The 24,610-nt window shown below is 65.4% G+C and carries 19 protein-coding genes and 5 pseudogenes; 16 read left to right on the top strand and 8 right to left on the bottom strand.

What is annotated here, in order from left to right; translation table 11 throughout:
* The 7 genes and pseudogenes from ABNF93_RS35170 to ABNF93_RS33250 form a co-directional block, all read left to right on the top strand.
* Window positions 1-127, top strand: a pseudogene (locus tag ABNF93_RS35170) (IS630 family transposase); the annotation flags it as partial.
* Between the two features lie 95 nt (window positions 128-222).
* On the top strand, window positions 223-1,182 hold the full coding sequence (locus ABNF93_RS33265; protein ID WP_349332240.1) for a phosphotransferase enzyme family protein: 960 nt from the start codon (window positions 223-225) through the stop codon (window positions 1,180-1,182).
* Between the two features lie 589 nt (window positions 1,183-1,771).
* Window positions 1,772-1,936, top strand: a pseudogene (locus ABNF93_RS35165) (transposase); the annotation flags it as partial.
* The gene (locus tag ABNF93_RS33260; RefSeq protein WP_349332242.1) at window positions 1,932-2,729 is read left to right on the top strand and encodes a VOC family protein; all 798 of its coding nucleotides are present in this window, start codon (window positions 1,932-1,934) and stop codon (window positions 2,727-2,729) included. The pseudogene ABNF93_RS35165 and the gene ABNF93_RS33260, both read left to right, overlap by 5 nt.
* An 806-nt stretch (window positions 2,730-3,535) precedes the next feature.
* On the top strand, window positions 3,536-4,159 hold the full coding sequence (locus ABNF93_RS33255) for an ATP-binding protein (protein WP_349332239.1): 624 nt from the start codon (window positions 3,536-3,538) through the stop codon (window positions 4,157-4,159).
* 311 nt (window positions 4,160-4,470) lie between these two features.
* Window positions 4,471-4,758 (top strand): annotated as a pseudogene (locus ABNF93_RS35160) (DUF899 family protein); the annotation flags it as partial.
* Between the two features lie 104 nt (window positions 4,759-4,862).
* A complete protein-coding gene (locus ABNF93_RS33250) occupies window positions 4,863-5,090 on the top strand; it encodes a DUF899 family protein (RefSeq protein ID WP_349332238.1) in 228 nt (75 codons plus the stop codon).
* A gap of 650 nt (window positions 5,091-5,740) precedes the next feature.
* Here ABNF93_RS33250 and ABNF93_RS33245 read toward each other — a convergent pair.
* The 4 genes and pseudogenes from ABNF93_RS33245 to ABNF93_RS33230 form a co-directional block, all read right to left on the bottom strand.
* Window positions 5,741-6,220, bottom strand: a complete 480-nt coding sequence (locus ABNF93_RS33245; protein ID WP_349332237.1) for a hypothetical protein — start codon at window positions 6,218-6,220, stop codon at window positions 5,741-5,743.
* An 80-nt stretch (window positions 6,221-6,300) separates the two neighbouring features.
* Window positions 6,301-7,287, bottom strand: a complete 987-nt coding sequence (locus ABNF93_RS33240; RefSeq protein WP_349332236.1) for an aldo/keto reductase — start codon at window positions 7,285-7,287, stop codon at window positions 6,301-6,303.
* Between the two features lie 181 nt (window positions 7,288-7,468).
* A pseudogene (locus ABNF93_RS33235) lies at window positions 7,469-7,594 on the bottom strand (cupin domain-containing protein); the annotation flags it as partial.
* 101 nt (window positions 7,595-7,695) lie between these two features.
* Entirely contained in the window at window positions 7,696-8,592 is an 897-nt protein-coding gene (locus ABNF93_RS33230; RefSeq protein ID WP_349332235.1) for a helix-turn-helix transcriptional regulator, read from the bottom strand.
* A gap of 196 nt (window positions 8,593-8,788) precedes the next feature.
* Here ABNF93_RS33230 and ABNF93_RS33225 point away from each other — a divergent pair, with 196 nt between their 5' ends.
* Both ABNF93_RS33225 and ABNF93_RS33220 read left to right on the top strand, forming a co-directional pair.
* A complete protein-coding gene (locus ABNF93_RS33225) occupies window positions 8,789-9,985 on the top strand; it encodes a multidrug effflux MFS transporter (RefSeq protein ID WP_349332241.1) in 1,197 nt (398 codons plus the stop codon).
* An 838-nt stretch (window positions 9,986-10,823) separates the two neighbouring features.
* Complete coding sequence (locus ABNF93_RS33220) at window positions 10,824-11,726, top strand: phosphotransferase family protein (protein ID WP_349332234.1); 903 nt, start codon at window positions 10,824-10,826, stop codon at window positions 11,724-11,726.
* On the opposite strand, the gene ABNF93_RS33215 is transcribed toward ABNF93_RS33220, so the two are convergent.
* The gene (locus tag ABNF93_RS33215) at window positions 11,697-12,098 is read right to left on the bottom strand and encodes a hypothetical protein (RefSeq protein ID WP_349332233.1); all 402 of its coding nucleotides are present in this window, start codon (window positions 12,096-12,098) and stop codon (window positions 11,697-11,699) included. The genes ABNF93_RS33220 and ABNF93_RS33215 overlap by 30 nt on opposite strands.
* A 246-nt stretch (window positions 12,099-12,344) precedes the next feature.
* Between ABNF93_RS33215 and ABNF93_RS33210 the strand changes: the two genes are divergently transcribed.
* The 4 genes and pseudogenes from ABNF93_RS33210 (at window position 12,345) to ABNF93_RS33195 (ending at window position 17,115) form a co-directional block, all read left to right on the top strand.
* Entirely contained in the window at window positions 12,345-14,321 is a 1,977-nt protein-coding gene (locus ABNF93_RS33210) for a ligand-binding sensor domain-containing protein (RefSeq protein ID WP_349332232.1), read from the top strand.
* A 57-nt stretch (window positions 14,322-14,378) separates the two neighbouring features.
* Window positions 14,379-14,546 (top strand): annotated as a pseudogene (locus ABNF93_RS33205) (VOC family protein); the annotation flags it as partial.
* 497 nt (window positions 14,547-15,043) lie between these two features.
* Window positions 15,044-15,574, top strand: coding sequence for a DinB family protein (locus ABNF93_RS33200; RefSeq protein ID WP_349330883.1), 531 nt, complete (start codon window positions 15,044-15,046; stop codon window positions 15,572-15,574).
* Window positions 15,575-16,017: 443 nt separating this feature from the next.
* The gene (locus ABNF93_RS33195; protein ID WP_349332231.1) at window positions 16,018-17,115 is read left to right on the top strand and encodes a phosphotransferase enzyme family protein; all 1,098 of its coding nucleotides are present in this window, start codon (window positions 16,018-16,020) and stop codon (window positions 17,113-17,115) included.
* Window positions 17,116-17,687: 572 nt separating this feature from the next.
* Here the strand turns inward: ABNF93_RS33195 and ABNF93_RS33190 are convergent.
* A complete protein-coding gene (locus tag ABNF93_RS33190; RefSeq protein WP_349332230.1) occupies window positions 17,688-18,662 on the bottom strand; it encodes an MFS transporter in 975 nt (324 codons plus the stop codon).
* Entirely contained in the window at window positions 18,635-18,901 is a 267-nt protein-coding gene (locus ABNF93_RS35155; protein WP_502877672.1) for a hypothetical protein, read from the bottom strand. Before ABNF93_RS35155 ends, ABNF93_RS33190 begins: the two co-directional genes overlap by 28 nt.
* 352 nt (window positions 18,902-19,253) lie before the next feature.
* On the opposite strand from ABNF93_RS35155, the gene ABNF93_RS33185 reads away from it, so the two are divergent.
* Window positions 19,254-20,303, top strand: a complete 1,050-nt coding sequence (locus tag ABNF93_RS33185; RefSeq protein ID WP_349332229.1) for a phosphotransferase family protein — start codon at window positions 19,254-19,256, stop codon at window positions 20,301-20,303.
* Window positions 20,304-20,356: 53 nt separating this feature from the next.
* Here ABNF93_RS33185 and ABNF93_RS33180 read toward each other — a convergent pair whose 3' ends face one another.
* Window positions 20,357-21,352 (bottom strand): sugar-binding transcriptional regulator, encoded by a 996-nt coding sequence (locus tag ABNF93_RS33180; RefSeq protein WP_349332228.1) that lies wholly within the window; start codon window positions 21,350-21,352, stop codon window positions 20,357-20,359.
* 169 nt (window positions 21,353-21,521) lie between these two features.
* Between ABNF93_RS33180 and ABNF93_RS33175 the strand changes: the two genes are divergently transcribed.
* Window positions 21,522-22,862 (top strand): MFS transporter, encoded by a 1,341-nt coding sequence (locus ABNF93_RS33175; RefSeq protein ID WP_349332227.1) that lies wholly within the window; start codon window positions 21,522-21,524, stop codon window positions 22,860-22,862.
* Window positions 22,863-22,892: 30 nt separating this feature from the next.
* Complete coding sequence (locus tag ABNF93_RS33170; protein ID WP_349332226.1) at window positions 22,893-24,338, top strand: sulfatase family protein; 1,446 nt, start codon at window positions 22,893-22,895, stop codon at window positions 24,336-24,338.
* Window positions 24,339-24,610: the final 272 nt, after the last annotated feature.

The following is a 24,610-nucleotide window of genomic DNA, read 5'->3' as shown; positions in this document are numbered from 1 at the left end:
GATCACCAAGATCCGCCAATTCATCACCGGCTGGAACGACCGCTGCCACCCCTTCGTCTGGACCAAGACCGCCGACCAGATCCTCACCAAAACGAACCGTCAAAAGATCTCAACCACGGGGTACTAGGGTTCCGGCGTGGACCCATCGGAGGCGAGCCTTCTCACGGAGGTCAACCGAAGATCTTCCTCCTAGATCTTGATCACGTCGAAGGAGCTTCAGCTGTGCGCCAACCTTCTAGCGAGGTGCGTGATGGTGCGGTCGAAGCAGCACGCCGTGGGTTCGGGCTCGTCATCGAGGCCATCGAGCCGATCGACACGTGGAGTGGTGCCGTCTTTCGCGTTCGAACCGGCCATGGACCGTACGCACTGCGGGCTCACGAACCGGGTAAGCGGCATCCGGACATGATCCGAGGCGAGCTGGCGTTCCTGCGGCATCTGCGATCCTGCGGGCTGCCGGTGCCGGAGCCCCTCCAATCGTCCAGCGGCGATGACCTGTTCACCGCTTCCGGAGGGGACTCCTCGCCGCGTTACTACGACGCAACAACGTGGATGAGTGGAGTCGTCAGGCGCGATGGGCTGGCTGAATCCGACGCTCATCGGCTCGGCGTGACGTTGGCGAGGATTCACGTGGCGTCGCTCACGTTCGCGAGGCTGCCCCAGCAGTCTCCTCCGGTCCACGACGAGATATGGCTGCTTGCCAACGCCTCAGCGGAGGACGTGGAGCCGATCGCACCGTGGTTCTCACCAAGCGACCAGGCTGTCCTCGAACAGGCTCTGGCCAAGGTCCGGCGGAGGCTCGCCGCGCTCGACGGTTCCGAGCTCGAGGAAGGGGCACTGCACATGGACTACACCCTTGGCAACTGCCTCTGGCAAGACGGCGACCTGTCAGTCATCGACTTCGCCGAGGCCAGAAGGGGACCTCTTCTCTACGATCTCGCGCCAATGCTCACCAACATAGGCGACGAACCGACCCTACGAAGGTCCTTCCTGGCTGGTTACCGTTCAGAACGCTCTCTGTCAGCCAACCAAGAAGCTGCACTCCCAGCGATGGAAGCGGTACGACACATCAACTCCTGCTTCGCCATGATCGCAACCGCGCAACAGGGCATCTATGGACCAGCGCTGGATGTCCACCTTCCCTACCGACTCTCAGAGGTCAGAAACCTGCTGCCACGGCTCTGATCCAAACATCGACACCGCCGAACCTAACGTAGGAGTCCCGGCTAAGCGCGACGGGTCCGGCGTCGACGCGAACTCTTGTGTCGTCAGCCGATCGCAGTAGGACTGTACGACTGCCGGCATCCCGGGCGGAGTGGTCGACCATGTGGCGCCGTTCCTGTCGAACCCTCCAACCTTCGACCGGCGCACCGTCGCTGCAACGGCCGTAAGGGGACTCAGCTGGTGAGCGACCTGTGTCGGTGCGGGCATCGGTTCGACGGGCATGTGATGTTTCGACTTCTCGACATGCTCGACATGCATGTCTGCACCTTGTGCGACTGCGACCGTTACTCAGAGCCTGTTCCTGAACCTGGTTCTCTGGTGTGAGCTTCGTCTCTGTTGATCTTGGTGGCCGTGTCTTGGCTGGTGATGGAAGGAACTCCTGGTAGATCGAGCGGTGCTTGAAGTCGCCGATATACCAGGAGTTCCGTTGCTAGTCTGCCGTGTTGGTGCTGTCGTTGCCACTCTGGATGAGGGTCGGGTCAAGCGGTGCTGCCGTCTGTCGGGGTTCCACCGTCGCCGGCAGACGCGGGTGAGCCGGTATCCGTCGGATATGAGTGATGCGGAGTGGGCGCAGATCGATCCGCTGCTCCCCGAACCTGCGTCACTGCTCCTGGGGGTGGGGCGCCCGGAGGAGCACTGCCGTCGCGACATCGTCAACGGGATCTACTACGTGCTCGACAACGGCATCCAGTGGCGAGCGATGCCGGTCGATCTTCCGCCGTGGAAGACGGTGTACAACTACTTCTCTTGCTGGCAGAGCGCAGCCGGCTGGCACACCGACCTGGATCGACCTGGGCATCCCGGATCTCGACCGCGCGATGACCTTCTACGGCGCGTTGTTCGGTTGGGAGTTCGATGTGGGACCGGCGGAGTTCGGCCACTACACCCAGTGCTTGCTACGGGGCAGACCCGTCGCGGCCATCAGGCCGAACCCCGATCCCGACGCCACGGACTTCTGGTGGAACGTCTACTTCGCGACGGATGACTGTGACGCCGCGGCCGCCCGAGCGCGGGACGCGGGCGGCTCGATCATCACCGGTCCGATGGACGTGCTGGACCAGGGCCGGACGGCGATCATCAAGGACACCACCGGTGCGCAGTGTGGACTGTGGCAGGCCGGTGCCCACATCGGCTGCGAGATCGTCAACGAGCCGAACGCCCTGCTCCGCAACGACCTGGTCACCGCGGAATCCGGGCCCGCGCGCGACTTCTACGTCGCGGTCTTCGGCTACACGTTGGATGCCAACCCGGACATGCCCGAGCTCGACTTCACGTTCCTGCGCAGACCGGATGGCCACGAGATCGGCGGCATCGCCGGTGACCCAAAGGCCACGAAGTCCCGTTGGGGGACCTTGTTCCAGGTGGACGACGCCGATGCGGCGGCGCGGCGAGCGGTCGACGCGGGTGGGACCTCGGCCGAGCCCTACGACATGATCTACGGGCGGGTCGCGAACATCACGGACCCGTTCGGCACGGAGTTCGATGTCGGTGCGGCGATGACGAGCTGAACCGGCGATCAGCTGGCCGAGTGGTCGAGCTCGGCAAGACGCGCGTGGATGTCGTCGGTGTGGACCTCCTCGACAAGGTGAGACCGAGGTCGGCCAGGCACCATAGTCAGGGTGGACGTGCCTGCACCGCCCATCGGCATCGCCTGCTTCAATCACACGGGCGATCACCGCCGTGGTCCCGGATCGTCGCCGTACCCCGACACGGCCCTGTGATCATCGTCACAACGGGTCTCATGTTGCTGTCCCATGCGACGGTCTTGCTGCGGCGAGGTAATGCCCGATGGGATCGATGCGGATGACGGCGCCGGTGTAGGAGGCGTTGATCATCTGCGTGCTGGAGTGCCACCTGACCGAGACATCCGGCTGCCAGCGAGGTTCGGAGAACGACACTGGTAGCAGCAACATGAACTGCGTCCGCTGAGGAACCGCTGCGAGACGGTTCGTCGCCCGATCGCGGGCGTCACCACCGGTGATCAGGCCGTCTCAGATGCGGATCCCCTTGCGAACGCCTTTCGATCAGTAGCCCTGAAGACGTCTCAAGGGGTTGGTCATCTCGTCACAGCACTGCGGGAGCCTGGGACGCCGCTGCCAGAACGTCGGGCTGTCGTCGTCGGATGGCCGCAAGGCCTCCATGACTATGGCGTCGTCGCCCTGGGGGTGTACGCGCGGGACGGCGACCGTGCCGCTGGTTCCGAGTGCGGTCAGGCCTTCGACCTCGGCAGCCAGTGCAGACGCAGGCAGCCGGGGAATCTGCTTCACCACCCACTGCCGGCCGTCGCGAGCCGTTGACCAGTACTACCTGCGCGATGGTGCCGCCGGACAGGCGTCTGCTGGTCGCTCCGAAGGCGGCTGCCTTGATAACGCCGTGCGATGCGGATACACAGGGCCACATGTCCACCCTGCTTGTCATCGCCGGCCCACCCGGAGCCGGGAAGTCGACCGTCAGCTCCATCGCTTCTTCGCGTCTCTCACCAAGCGTCCTGATCCGCGGAGACGCCTTCTTCCGATTCCTGGACCAGGGTGTGCAGAAGCCGTGGCTGCCAGAGGCGAAGGATCAGAACCAGACGGTCATCCGCGCCTCGGGTGCGGCAGCTGGGCAGTTCGCGCGGGGGGGATACCAATCCGTCTTCGACGGAGTTATGGGGCCATGGTTCCTGCCGACCTTCTTCGAAGCCACAGGACTGAACGAGTTGCACTACGCCGTTCTGCTGCCCTCGGTAGAACGCTGCGTGCAGAACGTCACCACCCGGGAGGGAAACCGTGACGACGAGCCCGGTAGGCGGTATATGCACGAACAGTTCGAGCAAGCCCGCATCGACGCCCGGCACCTGATCATCGAGCCACGGGGGACTCCGGAGGAAGTGGCCACAAGCATCTTGTCTCGCTACCGTCAGGGTGCCTTTGCCTACGGTGCTCGAGACGTCACATAGTCCTGGCGACCCATCGTGCTGGCGGTGCTCGCCTGGTGCTCGGTCATACCGCGTCAGCGGTGACCCAATGGGGACGACGTTTCGATTCCCCGGGGCGTCTCGTGCTGTCCGTTAGCGGATCGGCGGATTCTGGCGGTGGTCGCAACACGGCTGCTTGTTGCGGGTGAGCGTAGCGGTCGGCAGATTTGGCAGAAAAGGCTTAGGCGGTTGGCAAGTGGAGGGGTCGTGGCCGCCCGATCGGCGATGTTGAGGGGAAGGTATCGCAGGAGTGGGATGCCGCGCGCGAGCGGCTGCTGGTCGAGGAGAAGAAGTTGACCCGCGCCCGCGATGCGCTGGCCGCCAAGCGCCGCCGGATGCCGTGGATGGCGGTGGAGAAGGAGTACCGCTTCGACGGGCCGGACGGCCCGGTTAGCCTCCTCGACCTGTTCGAGGGTCGCCGGCAGCTGATCGTCTACCGCGCCTTCTACGCGCCAGACGTCACTACGTACCCGCAGGGGGGCGGTGCCTACCCTGAGCGTGCCTGCGTGGGCTGCTCATTCCTCGCCGACCAGGTCGCGCACCCCGCCCACCTGAACGCGCGGGACACAACGCTCGCGTTCGTTTCGCGCGCTCCCCAGGCCGAGATCCACGGCCTGAAGGAGCGCATGGGCTGGGAGCTGATCCGTGGTACACGCTCATCGACGACTTTGACAAAGACTTCGGCGTGGACGAGTGGCACGGGACCAACGCCTTCGTCCGCGACGGCGGGCAGATCTACCGGACCTACTTCGTCGACCTCCGGGGCGACGAGGCGATGGGAAGCACCTGGAGCTACCTGGATATCACCGCGCTCGGCCGTCAGGAGGAGTGGGAGGACTCGCCGGAGGGCTATCCGCAGACCCCCCCTTACGTGTGGTGGAACTACCACGACGCGTACGGCAAGACCCCGTAACCGTGGTCTCCCGGTTACTGCGTTGCCACGTCGGCGGTGCCGCTGGACCTCGGTTGCTGGCGAGTCCGGCGGGTCGGCAGGGTAGATCCACAACACCTCTGGTCCGGAACGGCGCGTCTGGTGCTGGCGCGCCAGGCGTCGATCGTGCCCGCTGGCCAGAGGGGGGCGGCCATCGGCTCGCGATCGTCGGGTGCCGGTAGCCGACGGTGTGGTGTTCAACAGTGCTCGCGCCGCCGGCGCGTGTGCTCGACCTGGAGGTGATCGGTGGAGAGGCATTTATCGACATCAGAAGGCGACGAAGTTTGCAACGTGACCAAGGAAGCGACGTTCTCGGTGCAGGTTCACGCCAGGTCGCGGGCTATCGCCTTGCAAGCGGCGATCGAGTACGACAGCTGATGCGCCGGCCGAGGCTGGCTTACCTGCCGTGATGACCTGGGCCTGGGCTTTAACCCAGGTCATCACGGCGTAGGCGCGGACGGGCACATGCTGGATGCGATGCCGTGACCATGCCGTGCCGCGCTGTCTGAGCGCGAGTTTGGACGCCCCTGGGTCGGCGTGTCGCGATCGGAATGTCAGGTGTCCAGAAAACCTCGTTTCCGGACGCACACCCTCCTGAGTTTGTTGGACGCGAAGCACTTGTGGAGCCGGTGTCACGTCCTTGCGATACGGGTACGCAGCCTCGCGCTGAGTTCGACATCGTGCGGGAGTCGGCGCAACGTCTGGGCGTCGACGAGCACGCCCTGGTGTCGGAGGATGCCGGCGAGATAGGCCCAGCGGTCTGCGGCCATGTCGGTTTGGGTGCGGTTGCCGTATGGCTCGTCCGGACCCACCACCGTGCGAGCTTCTGCCTTGATCTGCTCGTCCGAGGTCTGGCGCCAGACGTCTGGAGGGCCGCTCACGCCCCAACCTCGGTCGTCGAGCAACGTCAACCGGCGCCCGTCGTCGAGGACCGCCAGATGCAACGCCGATAGCGACATCTGGCGCGGGTCGTCCACGTATGGCCCGGTCACGGGAGCCAGCCCCGGTTCGACACGATCCGGCGCCGGATCGTCGACCGTCGGGGCGTCTACGGCACGAGCAGGTCTGTCGTCGATATCAACGACCGTCACAAGACGAGTCACAGCGGCCATGCCTCCGCATCCTCCTACGGATCTCATCACGGGCCTGGGTGGATGGTGTTCTTCGGGCGTTCGGCGTGAGGTGGATGGGTTTAGCGGTCGACGAGTCCGAGGTGGAACTCGTTGTAGCGTGCGCCTTGGATCCCGACGCGTTGTGCGAGGGTGTCGAGGTCGGCGAGCTCATCTGCGGACAGCGGGACTTGTGTGGAGCGCGCGTTCTCCTCGATTCGGGGGGTGCGGCGGGTGCCGGGGATGGGGGCGATCCAGGGGTGTTGGGCGAGCAGCCAGGCCAGTGCGACCTGGCCGGGGGTGGCGTTCTTGTTCTTCGCGAGTTCGGCGACGTGGTCGACGAGTGTCTGGTTCGCAGCACGGTTTTGTTCGGTGAACCGCGGGATGGTGCTGCGAATGTCACCTTCTGTGAATGTGGTGCTGGTGTCGACGGTGCCGGTGAGGTAGCCCTTGCCCAGCGGGCTGAAGGGGACGAACCCGATGCCGAGGTCGGCGAGCGTGGGTAGCACTTCGGGTTCTGGGTCGCGTGTCCACAGCGAGTATTCGCTCTGGACAGCGGTGACGGGGTGGATGGCGTGCGCGCGGCGGATGGTTGATGCTGATGCTTCGGACAGTCCGAAGTGTTTGACTTTGCCGGCCTGGACGAGGTCGGCAACTGCCCCGGCGACGTCCTCGATCGCAACGTCAGGGTCGACGCGATGCTGGTAGTACAGGTCGATCACGTCGGTGCGCAACCGTTGCAGCGACGCATCGGCGACCTGGTTGATATGTTCGGGGCGACTGTCCAGGCCGACCAGTTTGCCGTTCTCGAAGTGCCACCCGAACTTCGTTGCGATGATCACTTGGTCGCGGACGGGTTGAAGGGCCTCACCGACGAGTTCCTCGTTGACGAACGGGCCATAGGACTCGGCGGTGTCGAAGAAGGTGACGCCGAGCTCGACGGCGGACCGGATCACAGCGATCATGTCGTCGCGGCTGCCTGGATTGGGTCCGTAGCTTTGCGACATGCCCATGCAGCCCAGACCGATCGCGGAGACCTCTAGACCTTGTCCGAGGGTGCGAGTGTGCATCTGTCAGCCCTCCGCTGCTGCGCGGTAGTCCTCGTCGGTGACGTGCTCGAACCAGCGGTCTTCGGCATCCGCGCCGGGAGGTTTCGAGCATGGCGAGGTGTTCGGTGAAGTCTTCGGGTGCGGCGCCGTGCCAATGTTCTTCGCCGGGTGGGGTGTAGATCGTCTGACCAGGCGTGGCGCGGATGACGGTCCCGTCACGGGTGCCCAGCGGGGCGATTCCTTCGGTCACATGCAGGGTTTGGCCGCGGCCGTGGGCGTGCCACGCGGTGCGCGGGCCGGGGGCGAAGCGGACCCGGCTGACGATCATACGCTGGTCGCCGTCTCTAGGTGCTGCGATTGGGTCGACCCACACATCCCCGGTGAACCAGTCAGCCGAGCCCTTGTTGGTCGGCGACTTGGGTTCGATGTTCATTGCTGGTTCTCCTTGGCGGGGTGCGTGCCGCGGGCTGTGTCGGGATCTGTCTGGGTGGCTGCCCAGCTGGCGAGCAGCTTGAGGTTTTCTTCGGAGAGGCTGCCGGGTTCGGCGGTGTAGATCAGCAACGACAGGCCGGGTTCGGCGGTGAGTTCCAGCCCTTCGTAGGTCAAGGTGAGATCGCCGACGACGTGGTGGTGGAAGTTCTTGGTGCCGGCACCGTGCCGGCGCACGTTGTGCGCACCCCACCGGGTTCGGAACTGTTCGCTCATCGTCGAGAGTTCCCCGATGAGGTCCTGCAGGTGTTTGTCGCGAGGGTCGCGGCCGGCCTCGGTGCGCAGGATCGCGACGCTGACGTCGCAGGCCGTGTCCCAGTCCGGGTAGAAGTCGCGGGAACGGTCGTCGAGGAAGTTGAACCGGGCCAAGTTCCCCCGCCCCGGTCCGTCGAAGACCTGGTCATAGAACGCCCGACCGAGCGCGTTGGTGGCCAGGATGTCCAGCCGTCCGTTGCGGACAAACGCAGGACCGGCCGTGATTGCGTCCAGAGCGAGCTGCAGACCCGGCCGCGGCACCCACTGTTTGGGCTTGCGCCGTGGCGGGGTGACGGTCGCGCCGTTGGCAGCGCGGGCGAGATCGAACAGATGCTCGCGTTCAGCGTCGTCGAGTTGCAGGGCGCGCGCAACCGCGGACAGGACGCTGTCAGAGACGCCGGCGAGGTTGCCGCGTTCGAGCTTGGAGTAGTACTCGATGCTCACGTCGGCGAGCATCGCGACTTCGCTGCGGCGCAGCCCGGGTACCCGCCGATTGCTGCCAGCCGGCAGGCCCGCCTGATCGGGGGTGAGTTTGGCGCGACGGGTGGTGAGGAACTCGCGCACCACATCCCGGTTGTCCACGCCATCGACGCTACGACACCGACCAGAGGCAAGGGATGCCCTGCCAGTACACCCTTCGGCAGAGACTCCCACAGGCCAGAAAACGGCGGTTTGGTGGACCTACTCCGTTGATCGTCAAGAAGGGCCCACCCCGATGCCGCAACACCACCAGGCACAGGCACAGGCGCGGGTTGGTGTCGGACTGTCGATCGTGCTGATGTTGCTGACGGTGTTCGGGCCCATTTCGATGGATATGTATCTGCCGGTACTGCCACAGTTGACCGACCAGTTGCGCACCTCGACGTCGACGGCACAGCTGACCATGACGGCATGTCTGGTGGGTTTGGCCTTGGGGCAGATCATCGCCGGGCCGCTCTCGGATCGGTTCGGCCGTCGCGGGCCGTTACTGGTCGGAATCGCCGCATACGTGCTGTTCTCGCTTGCGTGCGCGATCAGCCCGTCGGTGACTATGTTGATCATCGCCCGGCTGTTCCAAGGGGCCGCTGGAGCAGTGGGGATCGTGATCGCCCAGGCCGCCGGCCGTGACCTGTACGACGGCGGCCAACTGGTGCGCTTTTACGGCCGACTGGCGGTGATCGGCGGCCTGGCGGCCATCATCGGCCCGGTCCTCGGCGGCCAACTCGCCGCGATCACTGACTGGCGCGGCGTGTTCCTCGCCCTTGCCGGTATCGGCGTCATCATCTTCACGGTCAGCCTGATCATCTTCGGTGAGACACTTCCGGTCCAGCGGCGACACTCAGGTGGCCTGGGTAGCAGCGTGCGATCGTTCCAACGACTACTCCTCGACCGGTCGTTCGTCGGTGCGCTGCTGGTGGGCGGGTTCACCGGCGCGGCGTTGTTCGCCTACCTCGCCGGGGCCACCTTCGTCCTGCAAGACATCTACGGGCTCTCCCCGCAGGAGTACTCGTTCGCATTCGGCCTGAACTCGCTGGGGTTCATGCTCTTCGGCTTCCTCGGCGGCCGAATTGCCGAAGTGTCACACTGGTCGGAACGCGGGGCTGTGGCCGTTGGCCTGACGGCCTGTGCCGCCGGCGCCGGCGGTTTGCTGATCACCGGTCTAATACAGCTGCCCTTGATCGCTTTCATCGTGCCGCTGTTCGTCATGGTCGCCGGTGTCGCGTTCGCCTCCCCCGCATTGACAGCGATCGCGTTGCGGGACTTCCCGACCATGGCCGGCACCGCCGCCTCCTTCCTCGGCCTGACCCGCTACGCATTCGGAGGTCTGGCCGCCCCGCTGGTCGGGGCCGCCGGCCCGCACACGGCAACACCGCTGGGCATCGTCACCCTCACCGCCGCGGCCGCAGCCGCGCTCGCCTTCCTGACAGGGATCCGAACCCGCAAACCCACGGCGCCGCTCCCCTCAACGACAACAGCCCCCGAAAGGACAACCTGATGTCCGTCAAGCCCTCCGGTGCCCAGCGTCCCACCTCTACTACGCCCGCCAGAACAGGGTGTCACCCACGCCAAACTGACCGAGACGATCACCCGCCTGGCGTTCCATCCGGCGACGTCCGGTACGAGCAGCAGAGGGTCCCCAGGGGCGCCGCAACCTGGAGCATCATGACGACCATGAGCCACCGTGGGCGAGCCGGGCGAGGAGGTGTCGCGCGGCTCGTACGCTGTGGTGGCTGTACGGAAGCAACTGATGGGCGCAGGGCGCGTGAGACGTGGGAAGCTCCACATGCCTGAAGACTCTGTGCGACCGGAGTTCGTCGATGAGATCGCGCGGGTAACAATCGCCGACGGCGGTGCGACCGTGGACGTGCCGGCTGGGTGTCTCCTACCGCCGAAGGATGCCTGGTACTTCCCTCGGTATCCCGACCACACCAGAATCGTGCCGCTGAACGAACTCGCTCGGTCCCGTACCCACCCTTCAATGAAGACCTCGCGCAGCGGCCTCCCCGGCTGAGGCTCGGCACCGCCTTCGGCTGCAACGTCGGCATAGATACGGAAGAGCGCGTCGACGTCGCTAGGCCCTGCGGGAATGATCCGCAGCTTGTTGAGGCTCTCGTAACCTCCCGCGTACGGATGGGGATCCCTCACCGGACACCTTGTGGTGTCGGATGGTCAGCGTTGTGATCGGGGATGTGCCTGCACGTCAGGAGAAGCGCTTGACGTGGGGGGGGGGTGTTCAGACAGGCTTCCGGTGGGCGGGATCGGGACGAGCGTGAGACGCTTGAGTTCCCCGTCCGCTCCCCTTCGGACACATTCGCTGTCGAAGGGACCTTCGAATGATTCACTCTCCAAGCGACACCACACTGGCCTGGGCAGTCGACGTGCTGTGCCCGTCTGGGCAGCTCACCGAGGTGCGTGACCTGCATGAGGGCGTGGGCCCGTGGCTCGTTCAGTGCACGGAGTCTTCTGAGTCGTCGCAGTGTTTCGGGATTCTTCGTGTTGCAGGCGCCGATGGGCAGGGCAAGGACGGTACGTATGTGCGGACCGAGGCTGCCGCGCTGCGCACAGCGGAGCGTTTCGAGATTTCCTCGCCACGGCTGCTGGGTCTCGACGCCGAGGGGCACCAAGCGGGCAGGGTGGCGTCCGTACAGTCGGTTCTGGCAGGTGAGCCGATCGCCGGCGGGGCATACAGCACGCTGCGACTACGGTCCCTGGGCGCTCGGCTTGCCAGGGTCCATGGCGTCGGGATCGAGTCCTCGACCGCATTGCCTACGCGGAAGTGGGCGATGGATCCCGGAGTGGGCTTCCTCTACGAGCGGCGACGGTATGCAGGGTCACCACGTTGGGCGGCAGGTGAGCGGCTGTTGCGCCAGGCTGACGACACCCTTGCGCGCATCCCGCGACCACGCGATAGGGCCGGATTGGTACACGGTGACGCCTGGCTAGGCAACGCAATGGCCGTAGACGAGGAATGCACCGGCCTATTCGACTGGGGATGCGCCGGCGTCGGCCACCCAGGAGTGGACCTGGGCTACACGCGGCTCAGCGCTGTCCTCACCTATGGGATGGACGCCGCCGACGAGATCCTCGCCGGCTGGGAGTCCGAGAACGGCGAGCCACTGGGCTCACTCGCATACTGGGATGTTGTCGCCGCCCTAACAACACCCCCAGACATCGGCACTCCAACCGATCGTCGGGACGCATTCCTCCTACGAGCGCTCGAGGCGCTGCAGCTCTAAAACCCCATCGTCCAATGAGGACCCTCGGGGACCTACTGCCTCACTGAGGGATCCGCAAACGAACACCAAGCCGACTCCCAGGCCGCGGTCCTCACCCCGGTTGATCCCCGATCGGCACGGGCCGGATGGGTGACCCGGCACCTCACCTGGGGGTGTGTTCCGGGTACGCCGGCGTACGAGGGGAGGAATTGCCACAAGCAGGAGCAGGAGGCCGAGTGTGACAGCGATGGTCGGGGCGCCGAGCCGGTCGAGCCCGTTTGACGCCCACCGCTGCAGGTTGTCGGTGGCGTTGACGATCGGGTCGGCGGCGGCTCCCTGCCGCAGGATCCGGATCTCGTACCGGCCGTAGTAGGCGACAAACCGGAGCACCATAGCGGCGATGCTGGACGTTCCAGAACGCCACGTGTCCTTTGATCTTGCGGGCAAAAGGGGTGGGGCTCGGGGTGCGGGTAGTACCCGGCGGCGTTGTTGGTGACAGGTGGCCAACCGAGGGATTAGGTCCTGACCGAAACCGGAAGTTCGGGCTCTGCTGCATACCCGCCGGCACTACCTTTCCTGGTTCCACCGGCGCCCGCGCCGAGCGGCACGGAAGCGGCGGGACCAAGAAGGGGGTCTCCCATGGCAGAGCAGACCACAGGGCTCCGACGGCGGACGCTGCTGTCTGCGACAGCGCTGACCGCGGCAGGCGGCATGGGGGCGGCCGCTCTGCTCGACACCGTCCAAGGCAGGACTGCGGCGGCGGCTACTGGGCGCCCGGAGCCGCAGACCTTCGGCACAGCGTCAGTGACCGCAGCGATCGTAGGCTTCGCCACCGATGGCGGCATGGCGTATGCCGTCACGCGCGGTCAGACTCCACCGAAGTTGGTCACCATCGACTTGGCGGCCCGAACAGTCACCCGGATCGGCCGGGTACCGACCGGCGACGGCGGCTGGGCGGCGACGGTCTCGAACGGGCAGGTGTGCGTCGGGACGTACCCGCAAGCTGAGCTCTACCGCCATGATCCCGCGACCGGGGAGTCCGAGCTCCTCGGCAAGCTCGTCCAGGGCAGCGGTTTCGTCTGGTGCCTCACGACCGCCCCGGACGGGACCGTCTATGGGGGAACCTCACCGGGCTGTGAGGTGTGGGAATACAGCCCGGCAAACGGTGTACTACGCAGTCTCGGGCGCGCGCATCCGGCGGTCGAGTTCGCCCGGGTCATCACCGCGGACGACCGGTTCGTCTACGTCGGTACCACGCCGCAGCGCCACGTCGTGGCGATCGACCGGATCACCGGCGAGAGGCGAGACATCCTGCCGCCCGAACTGGTCGGTCCGGGCCCGGGCGCGATCTATGCCATTCACGCCACGGGTTCCAGGGTCATCGCCAGCGCCGAGGGAGCGGTCTACGACCTCGCACCTGACGGATCCGACGTGAAGGTCCTGGTTGCGCCGGTCACGGAACCGATCGACGCGCTGACCGTGGCGACGGACGGCGAGCTGTACTGCATCGCACGCCGCGACGGCAGCATCTTTCGCCGCGATGGTGAGACCACGCTTGAGTTCGTCGGCCTGGAGAATGTCGGGGACGAGAACCGTGGGCTGGTTCGACAGGACGATGGCCTGATCGTCGCCGGTGGGAGCGGCGGCCTGTGGTACCGCGACCTTGCCAGCGGCGAGAGTGCACTGTTCGACCTGGCCGACACTGACGTTGCGGGCCCGGACCTCATCCAATCCATCTCGCTCGATCCGGGACACGCCGTTTATGTCGGCGGCGCTTACGGCCTCACCGCTCACCGGCCCTGGAAGGGCACTTCCCGCCGGTTCCGCGTGGCGGGCGAGCCGAAGGCGATGCTGCCGCTCGATGGCAAGTTGCTGGCGGCGCTCTACCCGAGTAGTGAGGTGATCGAGCTCGACCCGGCGACCGGTGACGTGCGCTCCTTCGGGAAAACCGGGCTGCAGCGGCCCTGGGAGATGGCCCACGATACCGAGCGCGGGCTGGTGCTGATCGCCAGCGCCCCGGGTACCGGCGTCCTCACCGGCGCACTGACCATTCTCGACCTGGCAACAGGGAAGTTGCAGAACTACCCCGACATCCTGCCAGACCAGGCAGTCGTATCGGTCACCGTGCACGCCGGAATCGCCTACCTGGCCGGCGACACCTACGGAGGCGGCAGCGTGCCGCGGACTCGCACAACTGCGCAGATCGCAGCCTTCGACCTGCGCACCCGCTCGGTGCTCTGGCGGACCGAGCCGCTGCCATCGCAGCCGAGCCTGCAGCACATCGAGGTGCACGGCGACGTACTGTACGGGCTGTACAAGCGGACCAGCGGCACGTGGTTCGCGCTGGACCTACCCACGGGCCATGTAGTGCACCAGGACAAACTCAGCGGGTACGGCGAGATCGTGACTCATCAGGGTCACGTATACGCCGCCAGCAACTTCGGAGACGACATCGCGATGATCGGTCCCGATCTTGACCAAGCAAAGGTGATGTACGGCTCACTTACGGCCAGCTGGTTCACCGTGCCACAACTGGAGTTCGAACCAACGTCCTGGTACGCCTGGGGTGCGGCCGGGCGAAAGCTGACGCGGTTTTACCTCCACCCACGGATCTAGGCACACCAGCCAGAGGTGACCGACTGAAGCGGGCTAGATCGGGACGGCACCGAGCTCGTACTCGTCGAACCCGACGCACACCCCGCGGCGAAGCCGTTCAAGGAGGCGCTAGTCGCCGACGGCATCCCGTACACCTCATTCGCCGACGACGACGTTCACGAGGAGTACGCGCGGCTGCGATCGCTCGCAGTGAGGTTCACCCAGGAGCCGACGCACTCCGAATAGGAGTAGTGCGGCTAGACCGATGCCTGGTGGTGGCCAAAGGAGCCGTACCTGTCCTTGTCCTACACCCTCCAGGGCCGCTATCTGTCCACCTGCGTAGTAGACGGCGGTAACACCGAGGATCAGTAGGCCTGTGCGAAATCGGCGCGGAGCCTCGAATCGGCCACCACAACGCTTCATGCTACGCCTTCAACCGTCAGCCTTTCCCCGCCCCGGTGGTCAGCCCAGGCGAGGACAGTAACGCCATCTACACGACGGTGAGGCAAGCAAAGGTCGCATCGTCCAGCCGCTGCCGACCCAGGACGCCGACTGAACCGATCCGACCGACCTGCAGTAGCAGGGCGATCAAGTCATTCGCTGAGCAGGCCGCCAAGCTGCGGGCGGCCGCGTTGATGTCTCGGCGGCCGCCAACAGTTGTCCGTTGAGGGATCCTCGAGCGGACGCGACCAATGTTCTTGGTGTAGCCCGGGCACGCTCAGCGAACGTGTGATCATGGCGTTGTGACGAGTTGGCAGCCATTGGTGCGCGATTTGGTGCATCGCACAGAGCGGGAGGTGCTGGCTGTACTCGATGGTCTGGACGCATCCTGGCTCGACATCGCCGCTGAGCCGGGCACAAACTCGATCGGCTGGCTCGTCTGGCACCTGACCCGCAGCTACGACCGCAACGTCAGCGAGCTGCAGAACCAGCAGCAGTTGTGGCAGTCGGAAGGTTGGCATGCTCGCTTCGGTCGTGCTCCAGATGCCAACGACACCGGCTACCGGCACTCCGCTTTGCAAGCTGCAGCATTCCGCAGCCCGGGGCCGAATGTTCTTGCCGGCTATCACGTCGCCGTGGTCGAGATGATCGACGCATACCTTGACCGAGCTCCCGACGACGACCCTGATCGGTTGGTGACCAGCCCAACCCTCACCAATACCGCGAGTGTCCACCTTCGCCTGATCGGCGTCCTGGTCGAGGCACTTCAGCACGTGGGACAAGCCGCACTGCTACGCGGCATGCTGGAACGACAACGTCTGGATCTTGGATAAGCCTCGTACGTCAGGACCCCGGATCCGCCGTGGAAGCGCCGGTGACCGCCCCGCCTTCCTCGCACGCCAGTCTCAGGTCTCCACTGCACGCGTCAAGACCGCCTTCGGCATCACATGTGATCGGCTCCGCCGAGTCTTGACGCGTTCCGCTCCGACCTTCAATCTGGCTGGGTGCGAGGATGACGGGGAAGAGCGGTCTGCATGATCCAACCCAGGTGTGGGTTTCCTCGTCGCCGGCGGGTCGACGTCCCTCGCAAGGGTGCGGAGCCGGTCGAGGACCATGGCGTCTGCTTGCCTCCCTCCGCCGTTCTTGCCGACTGAGCTATCTGAACCCGCCTGAAAACGAATGGCCACCGGCGACGGCGAAGATCTATGGTCACCGCGGGTCCGCGCCGCGGACGAACGTCGCACACCCGACTGACGATCGAGGGGGCTCCGCGCGCGTGGCGACAGACGACAGGACTCAGAGCCGGGCGAGTGCGCTGGAGGACCTGGCCAGGTCGGCGCTGGAGTGGTACTGCCTGCCGCCGACCACGCGCCTGCGGCCACTGTCCCTCGGGAACAACGCGACCTTTGAGGTCCTGGCCGACGCCACTACCGGACGGGGAACGCTCGACAGCTCCGTCGACGCCCGGCCCGACTCTCGGTTCGTTCTCCGGGTCCACCGGCCTGGCTACCGATCCGTCGCGCACACGCGGTCGGAGCTGCAGTTCCTGCAGGCGGTCGGTAAACCGCTCGGGGAGTTCGGCGTCGCAACGCCCCAGCCAGTTCCGGACCGTGACGGCAACCTCGTCGTCCGGCTCGCCCGCGGCGCGGCCGAAGCGGACTCCGGTCCCGAGCGACACGGCGATCTGCTGACCTGGGTGGACGGTCAGGTCCGTGTACCCGGCGAGGGCCTCGGTCCACGCGCCGTCCATCGGCTCGGGCAGGCGCTCGGACACCTGCACAACGCCTCACAGTCGTTCGAACCTCCGGCCGGCTTCGACCTGCCGCGCTGGGACGTCGACGGGATGTTCGCTGCCGAAGCCTCGCCGTTCCGGCCGCTGCTCGGGCTCGAGGAGATCCTCGCGCCCGGGGACCGGAAGCTTTTCGACGAGCTCGCCGACCGTGCCAGAGAGCTGTTCGACACGCTCGACGGCACTGCCGGATCCTTCGGGGTCATCCACGTCGACTACATCCTCGGCAACGTGTTTCTTCGTCGGCGGGCCCACGGCTGGGACGTCAGCGTGTTCGACTTCGACGACTGCGGGTGGGGCTACTACCTGTACGACCTGTGTCCGTTGCTCGGCAACCTTGCCGGCTACCCGGGCGCGATCTTCGACAATCCCGGCTATCCGCCGCTGCGTCGGGCGTTCCTCGACGGCTATCGCAGCGCCCGGCCGCTCCCGCCTGAGTGGGAGGCCCACCTTCCGCTGCTGATGGCCGCCCGGCACGCGAACCACTGCTTCACCACCGCGGGCCTGAACGTCTCGCCTACTCCAGTCGAGGACGCAGCCTGGCGGATGGACCTCGCCCGCCGCTGCCTGGACCTGGCTCGCTGAGAGGCCACACCTGGGAGCGGAGGTCTGGCGGCGGCGCCTGCCTTCCCGATCGACATCGCCGTGTGGCGGAGGTCGTGCACGCGCAAGGACTGTACGCCGATCGATGTGAGGGCGTCGCGCCACCGGACGGAGCGCCTCCAGTTCGACTCATGCAGCGGTCCACCCTCGGGTGCGGCGAACAGCCAGGCGTCCGGCTCTTTGTCACCCGCCTACCGTCGACGATCGGCACGAGCTCGGCGACGAGAGGGACAGTTTGGGGATCCGCCGGGTACATCTCCCATTGGACGGCCACCGCGAGCGGCTACGCGGACCAGGTGATCTGATGGTTTACGGGCGGAGGCCAGTGAGGTGGCAGGCTGTCCGGTTAGGGAACGCCAACCGTCGATCCCGACGCGAGCACCACGGCGACGATCCGGAGGTCCGCAAGGGATCGGCATCCGTACGCGGGAGGTTCCCTACCGGACACGATCGGCCGACTGCCGAACAGCCCTCTCTATACGGACCAAGGTCCCGCTGACGCGGTGCACCGCCCGGCTACGCCCGTGCGGGAGTCCTGCCGTGATCCACACGGCCTACAAGGTCCGGTGTTCAGGATGCTTCGGCTCCTCTGGCACATCCGACCCCGCCTCGGAGTCAGGTGGGTCAGTGCTCAGGTTCCGGGCCTGCGGATCGAACCACAGCCAGAGGCCAACCGCGAGCATCGGAATGGCTGCAACGGCGAATCCCCAACCGACGGATATGGCAAGCACGGCGCCAAGCAGAGCGATGGAGACCGGTTCGAAGACGACGTACGGAAGGCCGATGAGGCTGCTTATGCGTCCCAGGAACTGCCGGGGAGTGCGGGTCTGGATGAACGTCGGAAGCGCCACATCGCTGGAGTATGCGACGCCGAAGCCCACCACCACCAAAATCGCGGAGGCGGTGAACACGTTGGGCGAGACGCCCAACAGGGCGAAGGCTGTCGCCTCGACGACGGTCATGCCGATGATGAGCAGGCCCCACCGTCGAGGTAGACCGGTGATCGCGGCTGAGATGGTGCCAAGAAGCTGACCGACGCCCCACGCCGATATCAGAGTTCCCAGCGCCACGGCGTTGCCCGAGAACGATTGAGCAAGTGCAGGCAGCCCCACAGCAAACACGCCGCTGTAGGCCAGCGTGGAGGCGCTGACAATCAGCAGGACGATCCGTACTTCGTGACTCCGACGGGCGACGCCCAGGGCTTCTCCTATCTCCTTGAGGACGCCTGAGACCGACATCGCCTCCTGGTGAGTCTCTACTCGGGGTGGTGCGGCACGGACCGTCATGGCCGCGACGAGGAATGTGAGGGCATTGAGCTCGATAGCGACGGCTGGGCCGAACCCGGCAGTTAGCAGGCCACCTAGCATCGGTCCTGCGATTATGGAGACCTGCTCGACGGCGCCCTGGAGGGCGTTGCCGCGCGGAAGATGCTCAGCAGGCAGCAGGAAGGGCAGGACGGTTTCCGACGCCGGTCCGAAGAAGGCTGCCGCTACGCCCGTCACTACAGCGAGCGAGTAGAGCTGCCACATCTGGACGCTGCCGACCCATGCGAGGTACCCACTGTGGCTACGGCTACGCCCCGCACAATGTGAGACCAGAGCATGACGGTTCGTGGCGACAGCCGGTCGGTAATGGCTCCGCCGAAGAGCATGAGCAGACCGCGCGGGATCGCTTGCGCCAAGAGGACAGACGCCAGTGCAGCCACCGAACCTGTTTCCTGAAGCACCAACCAGGCAAGGGCCACGCCGAAGGCGCCATCGCCCACCATGGATAGCCCCTCACCCGACAGCACCACAGTAAAGGGACGAAACCGCAGCGGCGCCCTGACCTGCTCAAGCACGAGGAGCCTCCCGGCTGTGCGATCCGGGAAGTGTCGCAACAGATGAGCCAGATCGAAACTCAATTTTCGGGCGGCTGATCACGCGGCGCAGACCGGCCGGTCTGCACCCATCGTTCGATTCCCACTCTGGTCGTAGCCGTCCGCTGCGGGATCCCCTGCGGACAGGGCATGGTCGCGGTCGTGACCGCGCCCAGGTATCGACGGTTGATGATCCTCTGTTGCCACGATGCCGGGTCGTAGTCTTGGTGCGGGCCAGGGGACCCTCGCGGACGGCCTGTGGTTGAACAAGCAGGTATTTCGTTGGCTTGGTTGGCGGATTTCTGGTGCAATCTCGATCATGCCGTCGCCATCGGACTGGCCCAGCAGCTACATCCGCGAGATGCATGCCGCAGTGTCGACCTCACGAGAGGTTTTGGCGTCCTTGGCGCATCGGGGTACCGGTGGAGAGCTTGATCAGGTCGAGCGGATCGTCGAAGGCTACGAGAACGAGGTCTATCGCGTCGAAACGACGCAAGGCGATGATGTCGTGATCCGGATCCGCCGTTTTGGTGGAACTCGGAGCCTCGGCGGAGCGATCAGCGAAGCCAGGGCGATCGAGCGCGCCCGTGAAGCGGGTGTTCCGGGACCCGAGGTCTTGCTGGTGGACATGGTGACGATTGACGGAGAGGACTTCCCCGTCATGGTCCAGCGGGCTGTTCCGGGTCGGCCCTTCGGTCAGATGTGGGCGATTCTCGATGCTGACCAACGGTACGCAGCGCTGGCCAAAATTGGTGAAATCATCGCCCGGTTGGGTCAGGTCCCTGCTCCGGGAGATTGGGCTGCTCGCACGAGGACAGAGGTGGAGGAACGGCGGGCCGAACGGAACCTGGTGCTGGCGGCCGGATTTACGCCGACGGAGTTCGACGAGATGTTCGCGGCATTGGAGCGGTACGTCGACACCTTCCCGTGTCCGGATCCGGTCTTGTGCCACGAAGATCTTGGTCCCAATCACATTTATCTGGATGAAGCGGGAGGAGTTTCGGGTGTCATCGATTTCGGGGATGCCGGAGCCGGGTCGTTGGTCCATGATCTTGCGGTGTTGCGGGTCCGTGGGCCGGGTCTTGACATTGAACCGGTGCTGTCTGGATATCACGCCCCGGACAATCCGCTGTTCCGGCAGCAGCTCGACATCGACACCCTTCTGGTTGCCCTGTTCTCATTGAAGATCGGGGTCGAAAAGGATGACAGCGCCTGTCTTGCCCGCGCTTCGTCACTCATCCGTACGCTTCTGCGAGATCCTTGGCTCTCCGCAGATGCCCAAGTCGGCGGCCGCGCATATCTGGGAAGGTAATGCCATGACTGGCGGGACACAATGCCGTCGCCGAGCTCAGCCTCCCATCTGGGCTATGACAGCAGCGCAGAGGCCAATTCGCTGTCGACGACGAGGGTGTGCACCACGCCAGCCCGGACGGCCGCGAGCGTCGCATCGGCCCGGTAGGCGCCGTGGCTGGAGGTCAGCAGACGTGGGACCGCCTTCAGGTCCTCAGCGCCTATGCCGATGACGCGATCGTCGAGAGGGGTGGAGATGAAATGCCCTTCGGCGTCGAAGACACGGCCGGATATCTCTCCACATCCGCCCGCGGCCGAGACCTCTTGCTGCTGGTCGGGTGTGAGCATGTCGTAGACGGCCGACGCGGACGCGTGCCAGGCACCTACGGAGAGCACGGCCACGTCCAGCGACCGGGGCCGAATCAGCGCGTCGGCGATCTCGGGCTGCCGGCGTAGGCCGCCGGCGGTCTCGGCATCAGCGACTACCAGGGGTGCGTAGATCGGATGGCTGTCGCCGCCCGCTGCGTGTGCAATGGTGCGGCAGATCTCGACCGATCCGGGCATCCCTGCCGGTGGATAGATCGCTCCGGCGAGCTGGACAACGCTGCACCGGCGCAGCTGCCCTACATGCTGCGCCATCACGACAGCGGCACTGCTCCACGTCATCCCGAGCGTTTCGCCCTCCTTTACGGCGGCGACAACCTCCTCGGCAAGAGCGCGTCCGACATGTTCGACTGCCGAGTGCGGTGAGAAGGGCTCCGCACTGACCACCACGGCCTTGCCCAGTCCGAGTCTTTCTTGTAGGGCGGCAGACATCTCGCGGTCTCGCCGTCCTGGCGCTCCGATCTCGATCCGAACCAATCCCGAGCGGCGTGCGTCCTGCAGGATCCGCGCAACCTGAAAGCGGCTCAGCCCGAGCGCCTTCGCGATGGTCACCTTGGACTGGTCCTGGTGGTAGTAGCGACGCGCGACAGCGATCCGGACCGCGATGTCGTCGCCGGAGTCGAGCGCTACCTGCTCGGTCTCAGACAGCTCGTCGGCTGCCGTCGACTCGGTCTGTTGGCGCTCCATGGCGGTTCTCCTCACGACTGCGTAACGCCACGACCGCCGGCCATGCAGGTCGTTACCCAGCCGGGCGGGCGACGAGCCCTTGACGCGATGTGCCGGGATGGCGTAAACCATACCGCACCGATCTCATCCGAGCACCATGGATCGCTCATATGAGCGCCGGGAGGTAGGTATGGGAGACAACGACCGGTCCAGTGCCGCGCCAGCCACCCGCAGCACTATGCGGCGAGCGCTGCTCGCCTCAGCGTCCGGGTCGTTCCTCGAGTGGTACGACTTCTTTCTCTTTGGCACCGCGGCCGCGCTGATCTTCCCGCAGCTGTTTTTCCCGGAGTCCTCGGAGACAGCGGCGTTCCTGCAGTCGTTCGGCGCTTTCGCTGCCGGGTTCGTGATGCGCCCGGTTGGTGCAGTGGCATTCGGACACTTCGGCGACCGAATCGGCCGGCGCCGCATGCTCTTGATCACGGTCGTTCTGATGGGTGGCTGCACCTTTGTCATCGGTCTCCTGCCGACCTTCACCACCATCGGCGCTGCCGCGCCGCTGTTGCTGATCCTGCTGCGGCTGCTGCAGGGCATTGGCATCGGCGGCGAGTTCGGTGGCGGCGCGCTCGTCGCGTTAGAGAACGCACCGACCAACCGGCGAGGAATCATGGGCAGCATTCACCAGATGGGGACGCCGGCGGGACTCCTGGTCGCGACGGGCATCTTCTCGCTCATCCAACTGCTGCCCGATCCCGATGTGGAAAGTTGGGGATGGCGGGTACCGTTCCTGCTCAGCGGGTGCTTCCTCGCCCTCGCCTTCTACATCCGGCGCGCTCTTCCGGAGACTGCCGTCTTCCGCGCGGAGAAGGACAGGAAGCGGTCGTTCCCGCTCGCCTCACTGGTGCGGGAGCATCCGAAGAACATCCTGCTGGCGATCGGCGCACGGATGGCGGATGCGGTCTCCTTCAATGTGATCAACGTCTTCGGGATCGCCTACGCCACCAGCCGGCTCGGCCTCAGCCAGGAGATGATGCTCAACGGTTTCGTGATCGCCGCAGCGGTCGAGATCGCGCTCATTCCAGTGATCGGGCACGTCTCTGACCGAGTGGGACGACGGCCGGTCTACATGTTCGGAATCGTCGTCTGCCTGATCACGGCGTTTGCGTACTTCCCCCTGCTGGCCACCGGTGAAACCCTTGTGGTGTGGGCAACGATCGTGGTCGCACTGGCGGTCGGCACCGGCTGCATGTTCGCCATCCAGGGCACATTGTTCTCGGAGCTGTTCGGAACCCGCACTCGTTACACCGGCCTCGGCGTGGCCTACCAGACCTCAGCACTCATCGGCGGCGCGCCGACGCCAGCGATCGCCACCGCACTCGCGGCGGCATTCAGCCAGTCGTTCTGGCCGGTCTCGGTCTATATGGGCGCGATCTGCGTGCTGAGCTTGGTCTGCATCGGCCTGGCCTCCGAAACGTTCCGGAACGAACTTGTCGCCGAACCCGCCGGTGCCGGCGCCGACGCCCCGGCGGTTTGAACGCCTGGACAGGAAGGTTCTAAACATCGCATGACACGTGGTACCGCGCGGCCGAACATCGTCTTCATCATCACCGACCAGCAACGGTTCGACACCATCGACGCACTCGGGCATGAGCACGTCAGCACGCCCCACCTGGACCGCCTGGTCAGGGAGGGAACGGCGTTCACCCAGACCTACGTCACCGCTCCGTCCTGCTCGCCCTCGCGAGCGAGCCTCTTCACCGGTGTCTACCCGCACAACCTCGGTGTCCTGCGCAACGAGGAGGTGTGGACGCACTCCTGGGTCGAGCGGCTCGCGGCCGCCGGCTACCACTGCGTCAATGTGGGCAAGATGCACACCCACCCGTGGGAGACACCGCTCGGCTTCCACGAAAGGACCGTGGTGGAGAACAAGGACCGGGACCACCCGAAGGTTCCGTTCTTCCATGACCAGTGGGACAAGGCGCTTTGGATCCGCGGAGTGACCAAGCCGACCCGAACGATCCACCGCCATCGACCCGACTACCGAGACCGGCTCGGGGCGTTCGAATGGCAACTCGACGAGGACCTGCACTCCGATGTCTTCGTCGGAAACCACGCCCGTTGGTGGCTTGACACCTATCCTGGGGACGAACCGTTCTTCCTACAGATCGGATTCCCCGGTCCTCATCCTCCGTACGATCCGGTCGGGCGGCACCTCGACGCCTACCGGGATCGAGACATACCCCTGCCCGTACGCAACACCGCTGACCTTGACAGCCAGCCGGACGCGTTGAAAGAGCTCCGGCGCCAACACCAAGAGGTCGACCACGACTCCGTCGTCCATCTCGCTGATCCAACCGAGGAGCAGTCGCTCCGGCAGCGCCAGCACTATTACGCGAACATCAGCATGATCGACGAGCAGATCGGCCTCCTGATCGAGGCACTGGAACGACGCGGCGTCCTCCAGGACACGGTCATCGTGTTCACCTCTGACCACGGCGATTGCCTGGGCGACCATGGGCACAGCCAGAAGTGGAACATGTACGAGGGAAGCGTCCATGTGCCGGCGATCGTCTGGGGGCCGGGCCGGATCCGGAGCGGGCAGCAGGTCGACCAGCTGACGTCCATGATGGATCTCGGGCCAACCGTCCTCGAACTCGCCGGACTCACCCCGCCCTCCTGGATGGAAGCTAGATCACTGGTACCCGCACTACGCGGCCAACCTTTCGAGGGACGTTCACACGTCTTCGCCGAACACGCACGAGACATGATCCTCACCGGCACCGAACTGATGACCATGGTTCGAGACTCGCGCTGGAAGCTCGTGGAGTTCCTCGACTCCGACCAGGGGCAACTGTTCGACCTCCACTCCGATCCAGACGAGCTGGTGAACCTCTGGACGTCGACAACCGAGGAGGCAGCGGCGGCAAAGGCCGAGCTGATCAAAACCGTCGCACGATGGAGAGCGACGAGCGCGCTCCACACAGCCGACATGCGGCGTGAGCATCGCTAGTGTCCCCGCCTCACCCACGCGGCAACGGTGTCCGTAAGTCGAAGCTCCCACGCACGGATCGGGATCCCCTTGTGAGATGGAGAATTCGAGCTCATAACCACACCTGACTGTGGCACTCCTCGTACGTTTGGGGTTCCCTTGCCTAAGTGGTCGAGCTCGTAAGTTCGCCGAGGGGTTGTTCAGGCTGCTTCGGCGGGGACGGTCTCGGCTGCTTGATGTTGGTCGACTCTGGCGAGTAGATCATCGAGGTCGTTTCTGGTGAACTTCCATCG

This window comes from Actinopolymorpha sp. B9G3 (genome assembly GCF_040120725.1).
Taxonomy (GTDB): domain Bacteria; phylum Actinomycetota; class Actinomycetes; order Propionibacteriales; family Actinopolymorphaceae; genus Thermasporomyces.
Note: the sequence above shows the minus strand (reverse complement) of the source record. Positions and strands in the feature narration are given on the sequence as shown.